General features: G+C 70.9%; 15 protein-coding genes. 8 read left to right on the forward strand and 7 right to left on the reverse strand.

Annotation, left to right across the window (positions count from 1 at the left end; genetic code table 11):
• Positions 1 to 11: 11 nt before the first annotated feature.
• Together E1181_RS13085 and radA are read left to right on the forward strand one after the other, a co-directional pair.
• The gene (locus E1181_RS13085) at positions 12 to 1,829 is read left to right on the forward strand and encodes a heavy metal translocating P-type ATPase (RefSeq protein WP_132674563.1); all 1,818 of its coding nucleotides are present in this window, start codon (positions 12 to 14) and stop codon (positions 1,827 to 1,829) included.
• 634 nt (positions 1,830 to 2,463) lie between these two features.
• The gene (gene radA, locus E1181_RS13090) at positions 2,464 to 3,852 is read left to right on the forward strand and encodes a DNA repair protein RadA (RefSeq protein WP_132674469.1); all 1,389 of its coding nucleotides are present in this window, start codon (positions 2,464 to 2,466) and stop codon (positions 3,850 to 3,852) included.
• Here the strand turns inward: radA and E1181_RS13095 are convergent.
• Positions 3,849 to 4,448: a hypothetical protein gene (locus tag E1181_RS13095; protein WP_132674471.1), complete on the reverse strand. Its 600-nt coding sequence runs from the start codon at positions 4,446 to 4,448 to the stop codon at positions 3,849 to 3,851. The two genes, radA and E1181_RS13095, sit on opposite strands and share 4 nt — an antisense overlap.
• A 137-nt stretch (positions 4,449 to 4,585) precedes the next feature.
• Between E1181_RS13095 and E1181_RS13100 the strand changes: the two genes are divergently transcribed.
• From E1181_RS13100 to E1181_RS13120, 5 genes are all read left to right on the forward strand, one after another.
• Positions 4,586 to 5,488: an HhH-GPD family protein gene (locus tag E1181_RS13100; RefSeq protein ID WP_132674473.1), complete on the forward strand. Its 903-nt coding sequence runs from the start codon at positions 4,586 to 4,588 to the stop codon at positions 5,486 to 5,488.
• Entirely contained in the window at positions 5,488 to 6,000 is a 513-nt protein-coding gene (locus E1181_RS13105) for a 2'-5' RNA ligase family protein (RefSeq protein WP_132674475.1), read from the forward strand. The genes E1181_RS13100 and E1181_RS13105 overlap by 1 nt, the downstream gene beginning before the upstream one ends.
• 155 nt (positions 6,001 to 6,155) lie before the next feature.
• On the forward strand, positions 6,156 to 6,836 hold the full coding sequence (locus E1181_RS13110) for an ATP-binding cassette domain-containing protein (RefSeq protein ID WP_132674477.1): 681 nt from the start codon (positions 6,156 to 6,158) through the stop codon (positions 6,834 to 6,836).
• On the forward strand, positions 6,833 to 8,773 hold the full coding sequence (locus tag E1181_RS13115) for a YhgE/Pip family protein (protein ID WP_132674479.1): 1,941 nt from the start codon (positions 6,833 to 6,835) through the stop codon (positions 8,771 to 8,773). Before E1181_RS13110 ends, E1181_RS13115 begins: the two co-directional genes overlap by 4 nt.
• 65 nt (positions 8,774 to 8,838) lie before the next feature.
• Positions 8,839 to 9,147, forward strand: a complete 309-nt coding sequence (locus E1181_RS13120) for an antibiotic biosynthesis monooxygenase family protein (protein ID WP_132674481.1) — start codon at positions 8,839 to 8,841, stop codon at positions 9,145 to 9,147.
• A gap of 1 nt (position 9,148) precedes the next feature.
• Here E1181_RS13120 and E1181_RS13125 read toward each other — a convergent pair whose 3' ends face one another.
• Positions 9,149 to 10,150, reverse strand: a complete 1,002-nt coding sequence (locus E1181_RS13125; RefSeq protein ID WP_132674483.1) for an endonuclease/exonuclease/phosphatase family protein — start codon at positions 10,148 to 10,150, stop codon at positions 9,149 to 9,151.
• Between the two features lie 191 nt (positions 10,151 to 10,341).
• On the opposite strand from E1181_RS13125, the gene E1181_RS13130 reads away from it, so the two are divergent.
• Complete coding sequence (locus E1181_RS13130; protein ID WP_132674485.1) at positions 10,342 to 11,067, forward strand: DedA family protein; 726 nt, start codon at positions 10,342 to 10,344, stop codon at positions 11,065 to 11,067.
• 156 nt (positions 11,068 to 11,223) lie between these two features.
• On the opposite strand, the gene E1181_RS13135 is transcribed toward E1181_RS13130, so the two are convergent.
• The 5 genes from E1181_RS13135 to E1181_RS13155 all read right to left on the reverse strand — a co-directional run bounded on the left by E1181_RS13135 (position 11,224) and on the right by E1181_RS13155 (position 17,695).
• Positions 11,224 to 13,773 carry an ATP-dependent Clp protease ATP-binding subunit gene (locus E1181_RS13135; RefSeq protein WP_132674487.1) on the reverse strand — a complete coding sequence of 850 codons (2,550 nt, stop codon included), beginning with the start codon at positions 13,771 to 13,773 and terminating at the stop codon, positions 11,224 to 11,226.
• Between the two features lie 248 nt (positions 13,774 to 14,021).
• Positions 14,022 to 14,885, reverse strand: a complete 864-nt coding sequence (locus E1181_RS13140; protein WP_132674489.1) for an ABC transporter ATP-binding protein — start codon at positions 14,883 to 14,885, stop codon at positions 14,022 to 14,024.
• Complete coding sequence (locus E1181_RS13145) at positions 14,882 to 15,976, reverse strand: FecCD family ABC transporter permease (protein WP_132674491.1); 1,095 nt, start codon at positions 15,974 to 15,976, stop codon at positions 14,882 to 14,884. Before E1181_RS13145 ends, E1181_RS13140 begins: the two co-directional genes overlap by 4 nt.
• Positions 15,973 to 17,046: a FecCD family ABC transporter permease gene (locus E1181_RS13150; RefSeq protein WP_132674493.1), complete on the reverse strand. Its 1,074-nt coding sequence runs from the start codon at positions 17,044 to 17,046 to the stop codon at positions 15,973 to 15,975. The genes E1181_RS13145 and E1181_RS13150 overlap by 4 nt, the downstream gene beginning before the upstream one ends.
• 295 nt (positions 17,047 to 17,341) lie before the next feature.
• Entirely contained in the window at positions 17,342 to 17,695 is a 354-nt protein-coding gene (locus tag E1181_RS13155) for a histone-like nucleoid-structuring protein Lsr2 (protein ID WP_132623387.1), read from the reverse strand.
• Positions 17,696 to 17,762: the final 67 nt, after the last annotated feature.

A 17,762-nucleotide genomic window follows, 5' to 3' on the forward strand; every position in this document is an offset into this window, starting at 1 on the left:
CGCTGCCCGAGATGCGCTGGGCAGCCGCCGCGCTCGGCCTGTTCCTGGCCGGGCTCGGCCTGCAGCTGGCCGGTGCCCCGGCGTGGTCCTGGTGGGCGCTGTACCTGGCCTGCTACGTCACCGGCGGGTGGGAACCGGGGCTGGCCGGGCTGCAGGCGCTGCGGGAGAAGACCCTCGACGTCGACCTGCTGATGGTGCTGGCCGCGATCGGGGCGGCCTCCATCGGCGAGATCACCGACGGCGCGCTGCTCATCGTCATCTTCGCCACCTCGGGCGCGCTGGAGGCGCTGGCCACCGCACGCACCGAGGACTCCGTGCGCGGCCTGCTGAACCTCGCCCCCGACACCGCCACGGTCGTCACCGCCGACGGCGTCGAGCAAGTGCGCCCGGCCGCCGAGCTGGAGGTCGGCGACGAGGTGCTGATCAGGCCCGGCGAGCGCGTTCCCGCCGACGGCACGGTGCTGTCCGGTGCCAGCGACGTCGACCAGGCGACCATCACCGGTGAGCCGCTGCCGGTGGACGTCTCGGCCGGATCCGAGGTGTTCGCGGGCACCCTCAACGGCACCGGCTCGCTGCGCGTGTGGGTGGGCCGCCGCGCGGAGAACTCGGTCGTCGCGCGCATCGCGGCGCTGGTCGAGGAGGCCGGGCAGACGAAGGCGCGCACCCAGCTGTTCATCGAGAAGGTCGAGCAGCGGTACTCGATCGGCATGGTCGCCGCGACCGTGGCGCTGTTCACGATTCCCCTGCTGTTCGGCTCCGACCTGCGCGAATCGCTGCTGCGGGCGATGACGTTCATGATCGTCGCCTCGCCGTGCGCGGTGGTGCTGGCGACGATGCCGCCGCTGCTGGCCGCGATCGCCAACGCCGGCCGCCACGGCGTGCTGGTCAAGTCCGCGGTGGTGATGGAGCGGCTGGGCACGACCACGAAGGTCGCCTTCGACAAGACCGGCACGCTCACCCGCGGAACCCCGGAGGTCGCCGAGGTCCGGGTGCTCCGCGACGCGTGGAGCCGCGACGAGCTGCTGCGCGTGGCCGCCGCAGCGGAGCGCCCCAGCGAGCACCCGCTGGCCACCGCCGTGGTGCGCGCCGCCGAACGGGAGGAGCTGTCGCTGCCGCCGACCGACGAATTCGCCGCGCTGCCCGGTCGCGGAGTCACCGCCCGGGTCGAGGGCCACCGCGTCGAGATCGGTGCCGCCCCTGCGGAGTTCGAGGTGCAGCCGGGGCACACGCCGGTGCTCGTGCGGCGCGACGGTGAGCCGATCGGGCTGCTGGCGATCACCGACCAGCCCCGTCCGGAGGCCCCCGAGGCCGTGTCGGCCACGCGCCAACTGACCAGCGAGCCGGTCCTGCTCACCGGCGACACCGCGGCCGGAGCGGGCGAGCTCGCCGCGCACGTCGGCATCAGCGACGTGCGGGCCGGGCTGCTCCCGGAGCAGAAGCTCGACGAGGTCGACGGGATGCAGTCGGCAGGTCACCGGGTGGCGTTCGTCGGCGACGGCATCAACGACGCCCCCGCCATGGCCACCGCCCACGCCGGGATCGCCATGGGCGGCGCTGCCTCCGATCTCACCCTGCAGACCGCCGACACGATCATCGTCCGCGACGACCTCAACGCGATCCCGGCGGTCATCGACCTCTCCCGGCGAGCCCGTCGCGTCGTCACCGCCAACCTGGTCATCGCGGGCACGTTCATCGCGGTCCTCGCCACCTGGGACCTCGTCGGCCACCTCCCCCTCCCCCTCGGCGTGGCGGGCCACGAGGGCTCCACCGTCCTGGTCGCCCTCAACGGCCTGCGCCTCCTCCGCAAGAAGGCCTGGAAAACCCGGTAACCCCACCGACGACCGGCCCCAGAGCACCCGGGCACCCAACCCACCGAAACCCGAACCCCAGAAGCGATCAGCCCCACCGGCCCCGCCCGGATTGCCGCAGCAATCAGGCACCCGAATACCGCCGCAATCCGACGCTCCCGGGTTGGCCCACGGTTCCCCCACCGTCGACCAACCCGGGAGCGTCGGGCTCTCGGCCCCAGCGGTCCCGTCCCGTCCCGAGCCGGGTTTCCCGATTTCAGTGGAAACCCTCCGTCGGATTTCAGTGGAAATCGGAACCCGGATTTCCACTGGAATCCGGGAGGTCGGGTGACCACCACGCGTCTGGACGGTCCCACCCAACCTGCCCCCGGGACGCGGGACGTGGTTAGCGCCGTGGTCCGGTGGTGTGGGCGGGGATAGCGGGTCCTCGGTGTCGACGGCCCCGGATTACTGCCGTTTCGGGATCCGGATTACTGCCGTATTCAGGGGACGGATTACCGCCGTATTCAGGAACCCGATTACCGCCGTATTCCGGGACCGGATTACGGCCGTGGTCCGGGTGGATCGCTGGGGTGGTCGGGGCCATCGCTCGGTGGAGGTTGGTGTGCGCGAGTCGGGTGGGGTGATCGTCGGGGTGGGTGGATAGCCTCGGCGCGTGCCGCCCAAGACTCGTTCTCCCCGTCCTGCGTTCCGCTGCGCCGATTGCGGCCATGAGGTCGCCAAGTGGGTCGGTCGGTGCCCCGGGTGCCAGGCGTGGGGAACCATCGAGGAGGCCGCGCCCGCCCGGCCTGCGCTGGCGAAGGTCTCGGCCGGTGCGCCGAGCACCCCGGCGCGGCCGATCGCCGAGGTCGACCTGGACTCGGCGCGGTCGGTGTCGACCGGCATCGGCGAGCTGGACCGGGTGCTGGGCGGCGGGATCGTGCCCGGAGCCGTCGTGCTGCTCGCCGGAGAGCCGGGTGTGGGGAAGAGCACACTTCTGCTGGAGGTCGCGCACCGGTGGGCCTCCGGGTCCTCTCCCGGCGCGTCCCTGTACGTCACCGGCGAGGAATCAGCGGGCCAGGTCCGGCTCCGCGCCGAGCGGACCGACTCGGTGCACCCCGAGCTGTTCCTGGGCGCCGAGAGCGACCTGTCGGCCGTGCTGGGGCACGTCGACGCGGTCGAGCCCGGCCTGCTGATCGTCGACTCGGTGCAGACCGTCCAGTCACCCGACGCCGACGGCAGCCCCGGCGGCGTGACGCAGGTGCGCGCGGTGACCACGGCGCTGGTGGCGCTGGCCAAGGAGCGCGGGCTCCCGGTCGTGCTGGTCGGGCACGTCACCAAGGACGGCGCGGTCGCCGGGCCTCGCGTGCTGGAGCACCTGGTGGACGTGGTGCTGCAGTTCGAGGGCGACCGGCACTCCTCGCTGCGGATGCTGCGCGGTGTGAAGAACCGGTTCGGCCCGTCGGACGAGGTCGGCTGCTTCGAGCAGCGCGACGACGGCATCGCCGAGGTGCTGGACCCGTCGGGTCTGTTCATCAACCGGCAAGAAGCGGCCGTGGACGGGACGGCGGTGACCGTCATGGTCGAGGGCAAGCGCCCGCTGCTGGTGGAGATCCAGGCGCTGCTGATGAAGACCGAGATGGCCATGCCGCGCCGGTCGGTGAGCGGGCTGGACTCGGCGCGGGTGTCGATGATGCTGGCGGTGCTGGGCAAGCACGGGCACATCCCGACCGGCTCGCACGACGTGTTCGCCGCGACGGTCGGCGGCACCAAGATCGGTGAGCCGGCCGCCGATCTGGCGATCGCGATGGCCGTCGCGTCCTCCCAGACGGGACGGCCGCTGCCGCCGAACCTGGTGGTGATCGGCGAGGTCGGGCTCGCGGGTGAGATCCGCCGGGTCAACGGCGTGGGACGGCGCTTGGCGGAGGCCGCGCGGCTCGGGTTCGACCGCGCGCTGGTGCCGCCGGATCCGGGTCCGCTGCCCAAGGGCATCAAGGTCACCGAGGTCGCGACCATCAAGGACGCCCTGAAGCTGGTCCGCCGCCGCAAGCAGGACTCGGACTAGGGAACCACCCGGAACGGCGTGGGCGCGCTGGCGATCGAGGTGAGCCGGGCGACCGCCAGGTAGTCGCCGGGCGGCACCCGTTCCTGGCGGGCGGCGCAGCCCGGAGCCGAGGTCAGGCCCTGCCACAGCACGTCGTTGCGAACGGGTTCGCCGGGTTCGAGCACCGGCCGCTCGTTGGTCGATTCCGCGTAGCAGTCGTTGCTGGACCACACGTGGCGTCCGGCCGGGGTGGTCACCTCGATCTCGCGGAGCATCCGGTTGAGGTCGCGCACGCAGGGGCGAGGACCGGTGTTGGTGACGACGACGGCGAGCCCGATGCGCTCGCCCGCCCGGAACGCCGGCTGCCCGACTTCGGAGGCCACCCGCAGGATCTGGTCCGGGCACGCTTCCGGCCCGTGATCGGCGGCCACCGCCACGGGCTGCTCCGGCGGTCTGGCCACGTGCTGCTGGGTGGTGGCGGACGGTTCACCGGTACCGGTGATCAGGGCGACGACGCCCCATCCGAGCAGTGCCACGACCAATGCGGAGACGGAGATCGCCACGGCGCGGCGACGCCAGTACACCGCGGGAGGCAACGGACCGTTCGGATCAAGCACGAACCGACCGTAACCCGCCGACTACGCTGAATGGGCCTCTCGGTGATCGCCCGATGGGGCGTATCCGCTGCTGCGGAACGTGATCAACGGGCTTCTTTCGGGCGATCACCGACCGCCTGGCAGTATCTGAAGACGCCATGAACACTCCCACCACCGGAGCCGACACCCGGCTCGACCTCGACGCCCTGGCCGACTGGTTCACCGCCACCGCCCGCCCGCTGCCCTGGCGCGCCGCGGGCGTGACGGGTTGGGGCGTGCTGGTCAGCGAGACGATGCTGCAGCAGACGCCGGTCAACCGCGTGCAGCCGATCTGGGATGAGTGGATGCGCCGCTGGCCGCGTCCCTCCGACCTCGCCGCCGAATCGCAGGGCGAGGTGCTGCGCGCGTGGGGCAAGCTCGGCTACCCGCGTCGCGCGCTGCGCCTGCACGAGGCCGCCGGACGGATCGCCGCCGAGCACGACGACGTGGTGCCCTCCGATGTGGACACCCTGCTCGCGCTGCCCGGCATCGGCGCCTACACGGCCCGCGCCGTCGCGGCCTTCGCCTACGGCAGGCGCGCTCCGGTCGTCGACACCAACGTCCGCCGGGTCGTGGCCCGCGCGGTGCACGGCGCCGGCGACGCGGGACCGCCGTCGACCAACCGCGACCTCGCCGACGTGGACGCCCTGCTGCCCGCCGAGGACGCGCCCGCGGCGACGCTGTCGGCGGCGTTGATGGAGCTCGGGCAGGTCGTGTGCACGGTCCGCTCGCCGAGCTGCGAGCGGTGCCCGATCGCCGCCGACTGCGCCTGGCAGCACAACGGCCGACCGGCCTACGCGGGCCCGCCGAAGAAGGTGCAGAAGTTCGCGGGCACCGACCGGCAGGTGCGCGGCAGGCTGCTGGACGTGCTGCGCGGTGCGACCGGCCCGGTCACCCGCGATCAGCTCGACGCGGCGTGGAACGAGGCCGGTCAGCGCGATCGCTGCCTGGACTCCCTGCTGGTGGACGGGCTCGTCGAGCAGACCGACGACGGCCGCTTCGCCCTCCCCGGAGAGCGCTGATGGCCGACGCGCTGGTGTTCCACTTCGACGACGAGACCGAGGCGCGGATCCGCGACCTCTGGAAACGCCTCGGCGAAGCCGGAATCCCCGGCGCCGGCGACCGCCCGAGGGTGACGCTCGCCGTCGCGGGCAGCATCCCTCCCCCGGCGCGCAAGGCGCTGCGCGGCGAGCTGGAGCTGCTGTCGATCCCCGATCTGTGGCTGCACACGCTGGGCACGCTGCCCGGTGACGAGCGGATGATGCTGCTGGGCGCGGTCGTCGACACCGAGCTGCTGGCGGTGCACTCGGCCGTGCACGACGTGCTCGCGGGCAAGGTGAAGAACCCGTCGGCCTACTACTTCCCGGGCGCCTGGATCCCCTGCTGCGTGCTCGCCAAGGGCCTCGACACCGATCAGCTGGCCGCCGCCTTCAGCACCCTGCTCCCACCCGAGCCGGTGCGAGCGGCAGTGCGCGAGATCAGCGTGGTCGACACCGGCACCGGAGACGCGGAAACCCTTCTGACGACCGGGTAGCCGTCGGGCAATCGACGAAATCGCTTTGCCTTCACCACCTGAGCAACCCGCACCGCCACGCAAGCCGATCACGATCTTTCCGCTGAAGTTGCCGACCTTGGGTTGAACGGCCACTTTGGACGTGCACGACCTCCACTACCGCAGGAGGAGGGGTCATGTACGTCCTCGGCGCGGGAATCCTCGCGCACGGGATCGCCGCGAAGGGGCCGGAAGGCGTCGTGTTCGCCAACCTGGATCTTCGCGTCGAGCCCGGTTCGCTGACCGTGGTGACCGGGCCGAGCGGTTCCGGGCGCACGTCGCTGCTGCTGGTGCTGTGCGGGCGGCTGCGGATCATCACCGGCGAGCTGGACGTCGACGGGTTCCCGCTGCCGCGCAAGGCCCGCAAGGTGCGCAAGCTGATCCGGCCGGCCCGGCTGCGGCCGGGCTGCGAGCTGGAGCCTCGGCACCGGGTTCGGGAGGCGCTCACCGAGCGCAGGCTCATCAGCGGCACCAACAAGGCCTCCATCGAACTGGGCCTGGAGCTCGTCGGGCTCGACGTGGACCGATCGCTGCTGATCAGCGAGCTGCCCGCGGAGGAGCAGCTGCTGCTCGCCGTCGCCCTCGCCGCCGCCCCGGCGCCCGCCGGGATCGTGGTGGACGACGTCGACGCGGGCCTCACCCAGTCCGGCCGGGCGCGGGTGTGGGCGGCGCTGCACGAGGTCACCCGGATCGGGATGACGGTGATCGCCAGCTCCACCGACCGCCCGCCCGGGGACGTCAACGTGGTGCGCCTGCCCGCGGGCCGTTTCTACGAGCCGACCGCGGAGATCGAGCTGGCGGGAAAGGCCGGCAGGTGAGGGCCGTCCGGCTCGCCTGGCTGGAGTTGCGGCGCTTCCGCGGTCCGCTGCTCCGGCTGGTCCCGCTGGTCCTGATCCTGGTGCCGCTGCTGTACGGGGCGCTGTACCTGTGGTCGAACTGGGACCCCTACGGCAAGCTCAACCGGGTTCCGGTGGCGGTGGTCAACAACGACCGGGCGGTGGACCGCAACGGCGAGCACCTCGACGCGGGCGTGCAGTTCATCAGGCAGCTCAAGGTCAACGACGTCTTCGACTGGCGCTTCGTGCGCGGCACCGAGGCTCGGCGCGGGCTCGCCGAGGGGCACTACTACTTCGTCATCGAGGTCCCGTCCGATTTCAGCGCCAAGCTGGCGGCGGCCGCCGACGGCGACCCGAGGCGGGCGGCGGTGCGGCTGACGAAGAACGACGCCAACGGCTACATCGCCGGGATCATGGCCGACACCGTCAAGACCGAGCTGCAGAACCAGATCAACGCCGCCGCGCACGCCAGCTACGCCCGCGCCCTCTACGGCGAGCTCGGCCACATGCGGGAGAAGCTGCAAGCCGCGTCGGAGGCGTCGAAGCGGCTCGTCGATGGAACCGCGCTGAGCCAGCAGGGCACGGCCGCGCTGACCCGGGGGCTCGGCGGGGTGCGGGACGGCACGAGCCTGGTCTCCAACGGCGTGCGGGACATCTCGCAGGCGACGGGCCAGCTGGACGGGCAGCTCAACAGCATCGCCGACTTCACCGCCGATCAGCTTCCCGGCGCGGTCAACTCGCTGGTCCACGCCAGCGGTGTCGCGGTCAGCGGGCTGACGTCGATCTCCACCGCGACGGGGATGCTGGAGCAGCAGGCGGCCGACGGGCTCTCCGCGGTGGAGCGGCTCGGTTCCGCGCATCCCGAGCTGCGCGGTGATCCGGCCTACCAGCAGGCCCTGGACACCTCCCGCCGACTCGCCGGTGGCGCGGCGGCGGCCGATTCCCGGGCGCGGGAGTCGCTGCGGACCGCGGAGGAGGCCAGCCGCAGGGCGCGGGCGCTGCAGGCCAGCATGGGGCCGCTGCAGGAGCGGGTTCGGTCGATCACCGCGCCGGTGGACACCCTGCACTCCGGGACGACGCAGGTGGCGGCAGGCTCGCAGGGCATCACCGGCGGTCTGAACTCGCTGGTGGCGGGCAGCAACGTGCTGCAGACGGGCGCGGGTCAGCTCAACGACGGCTCGAGGGACCTGCAGAAGATGATCAACGACACGCTGCACCGGATCCCGCCGACCAACCCGACCCAGGTCGCGCGCGCCGCCGAGGTCCTGGGCTCGCCGACCGAGATCCGCACCGCCAACCTCAACCCCGCGCACGTCTACGGACGCGGTCTGGCGCCGTTCTTCTTCGCGATCGCGCTGTGGGTGTTCGGGCTGTTCGCGTACCTGCTGCTCAAGCCGGTGAACCTGCGGGCGCTGGCGGACAGGATCAACCCGTTCTCGATCGCCGTCGCCGGGTTGCTGCCCGCCGCGGCGCTCGGCGTGATCGGCGGTCTGGTGCTGTTCGCGGTGGTCAACTTCGGGCTCGGCCTCGACCCGGTGCACGTGCCCTGGACGCTCGGGATCCTGTCGCTGGCGGCGGTGACGTTCGTGGCCATCGACCACCTGCTGCGCACCGCGCTCGGCGCGATCGGCGACCTGCTGTCGCTGGTGCTGCTGATCGTGCAGCTCACCGCCTGCGGCGGCCTGTACCCGATGGAGACGGCACCGGGCCCGTTCCAGGCGATCCACCCGTTCCTGCCGATGACCTACCTGGTCGACGGGTTGCGGGTGACGATCTCGGGCGGCCTGGCGATGCACCTGTACCGCGACGTCGCGGTGCTGGGCGGCGTGCTGCTGGTGGTGGTGCTGCTGACGACGCTCGTGGTGCACCGGCAGCGCACGTGGACGCTGGGGCGCCTGCACCCGCAGATCGAGCTGTGACGGCGCAGCGGGAGTGAGATCGACCAGACACGGTGCTCGGCGGGAAACGCTCGTAGGGTTGAACCATGGCTGTTGTGAAGATCAATGCGATCGAGGTCCCCGAAGGTGCCGGCCCGGAGCTGGAGAAGCGCTTCGCCTCCCGCCACGGCTCGGTCGACGACGCACCCGGCTTCCTGGGATTCGAGCTGCTGCGCCCGGTCAAGGGCGACGACCGGTACTTCGTCTACACGAAGTGGGAGACCGAGGAGGACTTCCAGAACTGGGCCAACGGCCCGGCCAAGGAAGCCCACGCGGGCGAGCGGAAGAACCCCGTCGCCTCCGGCTCCAGCCTGCTGGAGTTCGAGGTCGTGCTCGGCTCGCACCCGGAGAAGTGAATCAGCCGGCGACGCGCAGGGTCGTGAACACGGCCCTGTGGTCGCTGCCTGGGATGTCGATGACCTCGTAGTCCTCCGCGCGAACGCCACCCGAGGACAGCACGTGGTCGATGGTCACCGGTGGCGCGGTCCAGTCCGCGGGCCACGTCGGCGTCAGACCCGCGCCCACCGCGGCTGCGGCGTCGAGGTAACCGCGGCCGATGAGGTCCTTGAGCCGGGTGTGGTCGAGGGTGGCGTTGAAGTCGCCCGCCATCACCCGCGGCTGCCCGGTCAGCGAGGGCTCGGGCAGCGCGACCAGGTCGCGCGCCCAGACCGTCGCGGTGTCGGCCCCCATCGGGTAGAGCGGGTGGACCGCCACGAACTCCACGTCCCGACCCACCGGCATGTCCACCAGCGCTGACGGTTGCGCCAGCGTCGTCGGAGGCACCAGCGCGAGCTCGCGCAGCGGATAGCGGGAGACGATCCCGGTGCCGTCGGCCTTCGGTCCCGGCTGCACGACCCGGTTCGGCAGCTCCGCGAACAGGCCCGCCCGATCGAGCTCGGCGACCATCTCCGGGGTGAGCTCCTGGAGGCTGAGCACGTCCACCCGCCTGCCCCGGACCTCCTCGACGATCTTGGCGGCGTCGGCGGCGCCGAAGTAGGTGTTGACCGACAGCACCCGCAGCGGCTCGCCCTCAGCGGCCACCTGGTCCGGCAGCACGCGCGGGACGACGGTGTAGATCAGCGCGGCCGTCGCCAGCAGCGCGAAGAGCACGTTCAGCCAGCGCCTCAGCATCAGCCCCAGCAGCACGAGGACCGCCCCGGCGACCACCGCGTACGGCGTCAGCGCGGTCAGCGCCACGGCGTAGCGCTCGACGTCGAGCTCGACGATCGGCAGCGCCGCCCAGCCCAGGAAGCCCAGCGTGAGCAGCGACAGCAGAGCCGTCATGCAGCCACCGCCGGGTTTGCGGGCGATGTCGTCGTCCACCGGCTCGTCGGCCACCTCGTGCGCCGTGCGCGTCATCCCTGCCTCCGTCTGCTCCCCAGCCCCCGGCCATCCGGACGTTCGGCGCCCCCGAATGGTTGCGTCCCAGCCTGCCAAAGATCACCGGACACGCCGAGGAGTGCCACAGGTCACACGCGCTCGGGGCGAAACATCGAAATCCGCTGGAATCATGGAATAAACGGACAAACGACCCCCGGAGTTCGCCCCGCATGGATCTGACGACGACAGCCGCCACGTCCGCCCAGCCCACCGGCTTCACGGCCTGGGTGATCGGGGTGATGGAAACCCTCGGCGGTCCCGGCGCGGGCATGATCATCGCCCTGGAGAACCTCTTCCCGCCGATCCCGTCCGAGCTGATCCTGCCGCTGGCCGGGTTCACCGCGAGCCGCGGCGACATGTCGCTGCTCGGGGCGATCCTGTGGACCACGCTGGGCTCGCTGGTCGGCGCCCTCGCGCTCTACTGGCTCGGCGCGAAGCTGGGCCGGGAGCGGACGCGCGCGATCGCGGCGAAGCTGCCGCTGGTGAAGCTCTCCGACGTCGACAAGACCGAGGCGTGGTTCGCCAAGCACGGCGTGAAGGCCGTGTTCTTCGGCCGGATGATCCCGCTGTTCCGCAGCTTCATCTCGCTGCCCGCCGGGGTCGAGCAGATGCGGCTGAGCACGTTCGCGCTGTTCACGACGCTGGGCAGCCTGGTCTGGAACACGATCTTCGTGCTCGCCGGCTACCTGCTCGGCCAGCACTGGTACCTCGTCGAGCAGTACGCGGGACTGCTGTCCCGGGCCGTGGTGATCACCTCGGTGCTGACCGTCGTGGTGTTCGTGGCCCTGCGGATCCGCAACAACCGCCGGGACCAGGCGATCGCGGAGGCGCCCACGGTCCAGTTCGCCCGCGTCCAGGCCGACCACCCCACCGAGGAGATCCACCGGATCCGCTGATCTGCGCGGGGGCGGTTCTTGGCCCGAACCGCCCGTGATCGATGTCCCTCGTGCCCGGGCAGTTCGGCTCAGAACCGCCCGCTGCCGAGGCCCCGGGCCAGAACGGCGAACGGCCCCCGCACCGAGTGGGTGCGGGGGCCGTTTCGCGTCGGTGGATCAGGACTCGGTGTTGCCGTTGTCCTGCTTGTCCTCGCCGTGGGCGGAGACGCCGACCGGCGGGGCGTCCGGCACCGCGGACGGCTTGGGCTCACCGCGGAAGGTGAAGGTGGCCTTGTCGTCCGGCCCCTCGCCTTCCCAGCCCTCGACGTCGACGATGACGATCTGACCCGGCTCGACCTCGCCGAACAGGATCTTCTCGGACAGCTTGTCCTCGATCTCCCGCTGGATCGTCCGGCGCAGCGGCCGCGCACCCAGCACCGGGTCGAACCCGCGCTTGGCCAGCAGCTTCTTCGCCGTGTCCGTGAGCTCCAGGGCCATGTCCTTGCCCTTGAGCGCCTTCTCCACGCGGTTAGAGAGCAGGTCGACCATCTGGACGATCTCGGTCTCCGTGAGCTGGTGGAAGACGATCACGTCGTCGATCCGGTTGAGGAACTCCGGCCGGAAGTGCTTCTTCATCTCCTCGTTGACCTTGGACTTCATCCGCTCGTAGTTGGACTCAGCGCCCTGACCACTGGAGAAGCCCAGGCCGACGGCCTTGGAGATGTCCTGCGTTCCGAGGTTGGAGGTGAAGATCAGCACCGTGTTCTTGAAGTCCACCGTGCGGCCCTGGCCGTCGGTGAGACGACCGTCCTCCAACACCTGCAGCAGGGTGTTGTAGATCTCCTGGTGGGCCTTCTCGATCTCGTCGAACAGGACCACGGAGAACGGCTTGCGGCGGACCTTCTCGGTGAGCTGGCCGCCCTCCTCGTAGCCGACGTACCCGGGCGGGGCGCCGAACAGCCGCGAGGCGGTGTAGCGGTCGTGGAACTCACCCATGTCGATCTGCACGAGCGCGTCGTCGTCGCCGAAGAGGAACTCCGCGAGCGCCTTGGACAGCTCGGTCTTACCGACACCGGACGGACCGGCGAAGATGAACGAACCGGACGGGCGCTTCGGGTCCTTCAGACCGGCGCGAGTGCGGCGGATCGCCTGGGACACGGCCTTGACCGCGTCGTTCTGGCCGATGATCCGCTTGTGCAGCTCGTCCTCCATGCGGAGCAGACGGGTGGTCTCCTCCTCGGTGAGCTTGAAGACGGGGATGCCGGTCCAGTTGGCCAGCACCTCGGCGATCTGCTCGTCGTCGACCTCCGCGACGACGTCCAGGTCACCGGCCTTCCACTGCTTCTCGCGCTCCTCCTTCTGGCCGAGGAGCTGCTTCTCCTCGTCCCGCAGGCGAGCGGCCCGCTCGAAGTCCTGCGCGTCGATCGCGGACTCCTTCTCGCGACGGACCTCGGCGATCTTCTCGTCGAACTCGCGCAGGTCCGGCGGAGCGGTCATGCGGCGGATGCGCATCCGCGCGCCGGCCTCGTCGATCAGGTCGATCGCCTTGTCCGGCAGGTACCGGTCGTTGATGTAGCGGTCGGCCAGGTTCGCCGCCGACACCAGGGCGCCATCGGTGATCGACACGCGGTGGTGCGCCTCGTAGCGGTCCCGCAGACCCTTGAGGATCTCGACGGTGTGCTCCAGCGACGGCTCGCCGACCTGGATCGGCTGGAAGCGGCGCTCCAGAGCCGGGTCCTTCTCGACGTACTTGCGGTACTCCTCCAGCGTGGTGGCACCGATGGTCTGCAGCTCACCACGGGCCAGCATCGGCTTGAGGATGCTGGCGGCGTCGATCGCGCCCTCGGCGGCACCGGCACCGACCAGCGTGTGGATCTCGTCGATGAACAGGATGATGTCGCCGCGGGTCTTGATCTCCTTGAGCACCTTCTTCAGGCGCTCCTCGAAGTCACCGCGGTAGCGGGAACCGGCGACCAGCGAACCCAGGTCGAGGGTGTAGAGCTGCTTGTCCTTGAGCGTCTCGGGCACCTCGCCCTTGACGACCTGCGAAGCGAGGCCCTCCACGACCGCGGTCTTGCCGACACCGGCTTCGCCGATGAGCACCGGGTTGTTCTTGGTGCGGCGCGAGAGGACCTGCATGATCCGCTCGATCTCCTTGTCCCGGCCGATGACCGGGTCGAGCTTGCCCTCGCGCGCTGCCTGGGTGAGGTTGCGGCCGAACTGGTCCAGCACCAGCGACGACGACGGCGTTCCCTCGCCGCGGCCGCCGGCCTCCGCCGGCTCCTTGCCCTGGTAACCGGACAGCAGCTGCAGCACCTGCTGGCGCACCCGGTTGAGGTCCGCACCGAGCTTGACGAGCACCTGGGCGGCGACGCCCTCGCCCTCGCGGATCAGCCCGAGCAGGATGTGCTCGGTGCCGATGTAGTTGTGGCCGAGCTGCAGCGCCTCCCGCAGCGACAGCTCCAGCACCTTCTTGGCCCGTGGGGTGAACGGGATGTGTCCGCTGGGGGCCTGCTGCCCCTGGCCGATGATCTCCTCGACCTGCTGGCGCACGCCCTCAAGCGCGATACCCAGCGACTCCAGCGCCTTGGCGGCGACACCCTCACCCTCGTGGATCAAGCCCAGGAGAATGTGCTCGGTGCCGATGTAGTTGTGGTTGAGCATCCGGGCCTCTTCTTGGGCCAGGACAACCACCCGCCTCGCGCGGTCGGTGAACCTCTCGAACATTCGCACTCCCTGACTGCTGCGCCGGCGGTCTAGTTCCGGGACACGGCTTTAGCGCTACGCCGCGATCCACGACGGGTTCAGCACTCTTGGGGACCACTGTAGTAGCCAACCCCGGTCGCGGTCCGTGCCCGCTACGCCACATTCTTGCCCGGCACTGTGCCCAACGGCGCGTTGGCCTGCAGGATTCCTGATCTCGGCGCCGTTCCGCTGAGCGCGAACAGCGCGCGTCGGATCGTGACGCACCGTGTTCACGCCTGAGCGCCGGACCCTTCTCCGGCCCGCCGTCCCCCGATCGGGACCACCATGGGAGTACCCGCAACGGGATCGGGAATCACACGGGCCCGGAGGTCGAAGACGTCGGCCAGGAGCTCCTCGGTGAGCACCTCGCCCGGCTCGCCCGACGCGACCACGGCGCCGTCCTTCATCGCGACCAGCCGGTCGGCGTAGCGGGCGGCCAGGTTGAGGTCGTGCAGCACCATCACCACGGTCCGGCCGCTCTCGTCGTGCAGCCTGCCGACCAGCTCCAGCACGTCCACCTGGTGCGAGAGGTCGAGGTAGGTCGTGGGCTCGTCGAGCAGCAGCAGGTCGGTGCCCTGCGCCAGCGCCATGGACAGCCAGGCGCGCTGCCGCTGACCGCCGGAGAGCTCGTCGAGGGTGCGTTCGGCCAGGTCACCGATGCCCGTCATGGCCAGCGCCTCGGCCACCGCCGACTCGTCGTCGCTGGACCACTGCCGGTACCAGGACTGGTGCGGGTGCCGTCCGCGCGCGACCAGGTCGGCGACCGTCAGGCCCTCGGGAGCCGCGGGCGACTGCGGCAGCACGCCGAGGACCCGGGCGACCTCCTTGGTCGACATCTTGTGGATCTTCTTGCCGTCCAGCAGCACCTCGCCGCGCTGCGGCGCCAGCAGGCGGCCCAGGGCGCGCAGCAGCGTCGACTTGCCGCAGCCGTTGGGTCCGATCACCGCCGTGATCGTGCCGCTGGCGACCTCGAAGTCGAGGCCGTCGACGACGACGCGCTCGCCGTAGGCCAGCTTCAGGTCCCGGGCCCGGAGGCGGTCGGTGACCGCCCGGGCCTGGTCCTGCTCGGGGCGGGTAGAGGCGGACGCGGTCATGCTCGGACCTCCCGGTACCGACGGATGAGCAGGTAGATCAGGTACGGGGCGCCCAAGATCGCGGTCACGATGCCGACCGGCAGCTCCAGGGTGCCGAACGCGGTCCGGGCGATCACGTCCGAACCGACCACCAGCGCCGCGCCGAGCACGGCCGAGGTCAGCAGCGGCGGGCGCGAGGTGCGCGAGACCCGCAGCGCGATCTGCGGGGTGGCCAGCGCGACGAACTGGATCGGGCCGGCCGCCGCGGTGGCGATGGAGGCCAGCACCACCGAGGCGAACAGCAGGAAGCCGCGCGCGAGGTCCATCCGCACGCCGAGGCCGCGCACCGTGTCGTCGTCGAACTGCAGCGCGCCCAGCACGTGCGCGCCGACGAGGGCGAGCGGGACCAGCACGGCCAGCGCGATGGCGGTCGGCACCACGTGCTCCCAGCCGCGCGCGTTGAGGCTGCCGGTCAGCCACACCATGGCGCGACCGGCGTCGTTGACGTCGCCGACGGTCAGCAGCCAGTAGACGGCGTTGCCCGCCAGCGCGCTGACACCCACGCCGACCAGCACCAACCGGTAGGAGTCCACCCCTCGCCGATAGGCCAGCAAGTACACGGCGACGCCGGTGACCAGGCCGCCGACCAGCGCCACCACCGGCAGCCCGTAGTCGGACAGCGCACCGGACAGGCTGCCCGCCGTCCCGGCGAAGACGATCACCCCGACGGCCGCGCACCCGGCGCCCCAGGTGATGCCGAGCATGTCCGGGCTGGCCAGCGGGTTGCGCGCCAGCGCCTGCATGATCGCGCCTGCCAGACCCAGCGCGGCACCCACGAGCAGCGCGGTCAGGCCGCGCGGCATCCGCAGCTCCCAGATGATGATCGACTGCGCGCGGTCGCCGCCGCCGAACAGCGTGCTGAGCACCTCGGCCGGGCTGATCTGGTACTCGCCGATCCCGACGTCGAGGACGAACACCGCCAGCAGCACCACGAGCCCGCCGACCAGCGCCAGCAGCGGACGGAGCCGGAACACGCCGGAGAACGGGCCCGCGCGCAGCGGCCGCCGCCCGGTGACCTCCTCGACCGGCCGGTCCTGAACGGTCGCCGTCATAGCCGCACCAACTTCCGGCGTCGCACGAGAGCGATGAAGAACGGGGCGCCGACCATCGCCAGCATCACGCCCACCTGCACCTCGGCCGGCCGGGCGACGATGCGGCCGAGCACGTCGGCCAGCAGCACCAGCGAGGAGCCGAGCAGCGCGGCGAAGGGCAGCAGCCAGCGGTAGTCGGCACCGGTGAAGTAGCGGGCGACGTGCGGCACGACCAGGCCGACGAAGCCGATCGGCCCGCAGATCGCGACGGCCCCGCCGACCAGCACGCTCACCGCGGCGATCCCGGCGCGGCGCGCCCAGACCACCCGGTGGCCCAGCGAGCTGGCCACGTCCTCGCCCAGCGACAGCGCGTTGAGGCTGGTCGCGTTGGCCAGGCCCAGCACGAGCCCGACCACCAGGAAGGGCGCGACCTGCGGCAACACCGAAGGATCGGTGATCGCGATCGAGCCGACCTTCCAGAAGCGGTAGGTGTCCATCGTCTGCTGGTCGGTGAGCACCAGGGCAGAGGTGATCGCGTGCAGCAGCGAGCTGATCGCCATGCCCGCCAGCGCCAGCGTCACCGGAGTGGCGCCGCCGCGGCCCATCGAGCCGATCGCGAACACCGCCAGCGCGCCGATCAGCGAGCCTGCGAAGCCGAACCAGATGAAGCCGAACAGCGTGGTGATGCCGAAGGTGTAGACGGCCAGCACGACGCCGAGCCCCGCGCCCTGGGTGATGCCGAGGATGCCGGGGTCGGCGAGCGGGTTGCGCGTGTGGCCCTGCATCAGCGCACCGGCCAGACCGAGCGCGGCACCGGCCAGCACGCCGGCGACGGTGCGCGGGATCCGCAGCTCCTGGATGATCAGGTCGTTCTCGGTGGCGCCGGGCGCGACCAGGCCGCTCCAGACCTCGGAGAGCGGAATCGTCTTGGCGCCGACCGCGATGCTCAGCACGACGCTGGCCAGCAGCACGAGCAGCAGGATCCCGATGCCGGTGAGGCGGCGGGAGCGTCTGCGCTTCAGGCGCTCACCAGGTGCGACGGACGCGGTTTCCGACGTGGGCGGCTCGGTGAGAGCCTCCGTTCGAGCCACGTCCCACTCCCCTTCGGTGTTCACCCGGACGTTGCCCAGGTTAGGACAACCTAAGCCGCACCGACAGAGCGGGTTCGGATGTTCGCCATCACAGCCGCGAGCGGCGGGAGTTGTTCGACGCCTCGGACGGATAGTTGAAGAGCTGTTGCGGACGTGCCACCCGGGCCGTTATGCCAGCGGTTTTCCGGGGAGAGTTGATCAATCGCGGGGAAACCGCGTAAATGAGTTATCCGAACGCAACAAAAGGCGTTCACCGGGCCCCGACGACCCGGCAAACGCCTCTTGAACGCGAGTTTCAGTTCGCCTGGTGGTACTGCTCCACGATGTCGGCCGGGATACGACCGCGGTCCGACACCTTCAGGCCGCGCTTGCGCGCCCATTCCCGAATGGCCTGGTTCTGCTCGCGGTCCGCACTGGTGGAACCACCAGTGGAACGCGCGGCCGCACCCGGACGCGGACCCGGCTTCTTGCGTCCACCGGCACGCCGCGCGTTGGAGACGTAGTTGGCCAGCGCCTCCCGCAGATCTCCGGCATTGTCGGCGGAAAGGTCGATCTGGTACGACACGCCGTCCAATCCGAACTCAACGGTTTCGTCGGCCTGCCCACCATCCAGATCGTCGACAAGGGTGACAGTGACCTTCTGCGCCATCTTCGAAGTCCTCCCCGAGCAAAAAATTGTGCTTTAGCGGGACAGCAACCATCTGCCGGGAGCGGAA

This window comes from Saccharopolyspora terrae (genome assembly GCF_004348435.1).
In the GTDB taxonomy this organism is placed as follows: domain Bacteria; phylum Actinomycetota; class Actinomycetes; order Mycobacteriales; family Pseudonocardiaceae; genus Saccharopolyspora; species Saccharopolyspora endophytica.

Coding starts and splice junctions, on each gene's coding strand:
- E1181_RS13135 (WP_132674487.1), bottom strand. CDS start 13,773: ATGTTCGAGAGGTTCACCGACCGCGCGAGGCGGGTGGTTGTCCTGGCC.
- E1181_RS13130 (WP_132674485.1), top strand. CDS start 10,342: ATGGATCTGACGACGACAGCCGCCACGTCCGCCCAGCCCACCGGCTTC.
- E1181_RS13125 (WP_132674483.1), bottom strand. CDS start 10,150: ATGACGCGCACGGCGCACGAGGTGGCCGACGAGCCGGTGGACGACGAC.
- E1181_RS13085 (WP_132674563.1), top strand. CDS start 12: ATGCGCTGGGCAGCCGCCGCGCTCGGCCTGTTCCTGGCCGGGCTCGGC.
- E1181_RS13145 (WP_132674491.1), bottom strand. CDS start 15,976: ATGACGGCGACCGTTCAGGACCGGCCGGTCGAGGAGGTCACCGGGCGG.
- E1181_RS13120 (WP_132674481.1), top strand. CDS start 8,839: ATGGCTGTTGTGAAGATCAATGCGATCGAGGTCCCCGAAGGTGCCGGC.
- E1181_RS13110 (WP_132674477.1), top strand. CDS start 6,156: ATGTACGTCCTCGGCGCGGGAATCCTCGCGCACGGGATCGCCGCGAAG.
- E1181_RS13100 (WP_132674473.1), top strand. CDS start 4,586: ATGAACACTCCCACCACCGGAGCCGACACCCGGCTCGACCTCGACGCC.
- E1181_RS13105 (WP_132674475.1), top strand. CDS start 5,488: ATGGCCGACGCGCTGGTGTTCCACTTCGACGACGAGACCGAGGCGCGG.
- E1181_RS13155 (WP_132623387.1), bottom strand. CDS start 17,695: ATGGCGCAGAAGGTCACTGTCACCCTTGTCGACGATCTGGATGGTGGG.
- E1181_RS13140 (WP_132674489.1), bottom strand. CDS start 14,885: ATGACCGCGTCCGCCTCTACCCGCCCCGAGCAGGACCAGGCCCGGGCG.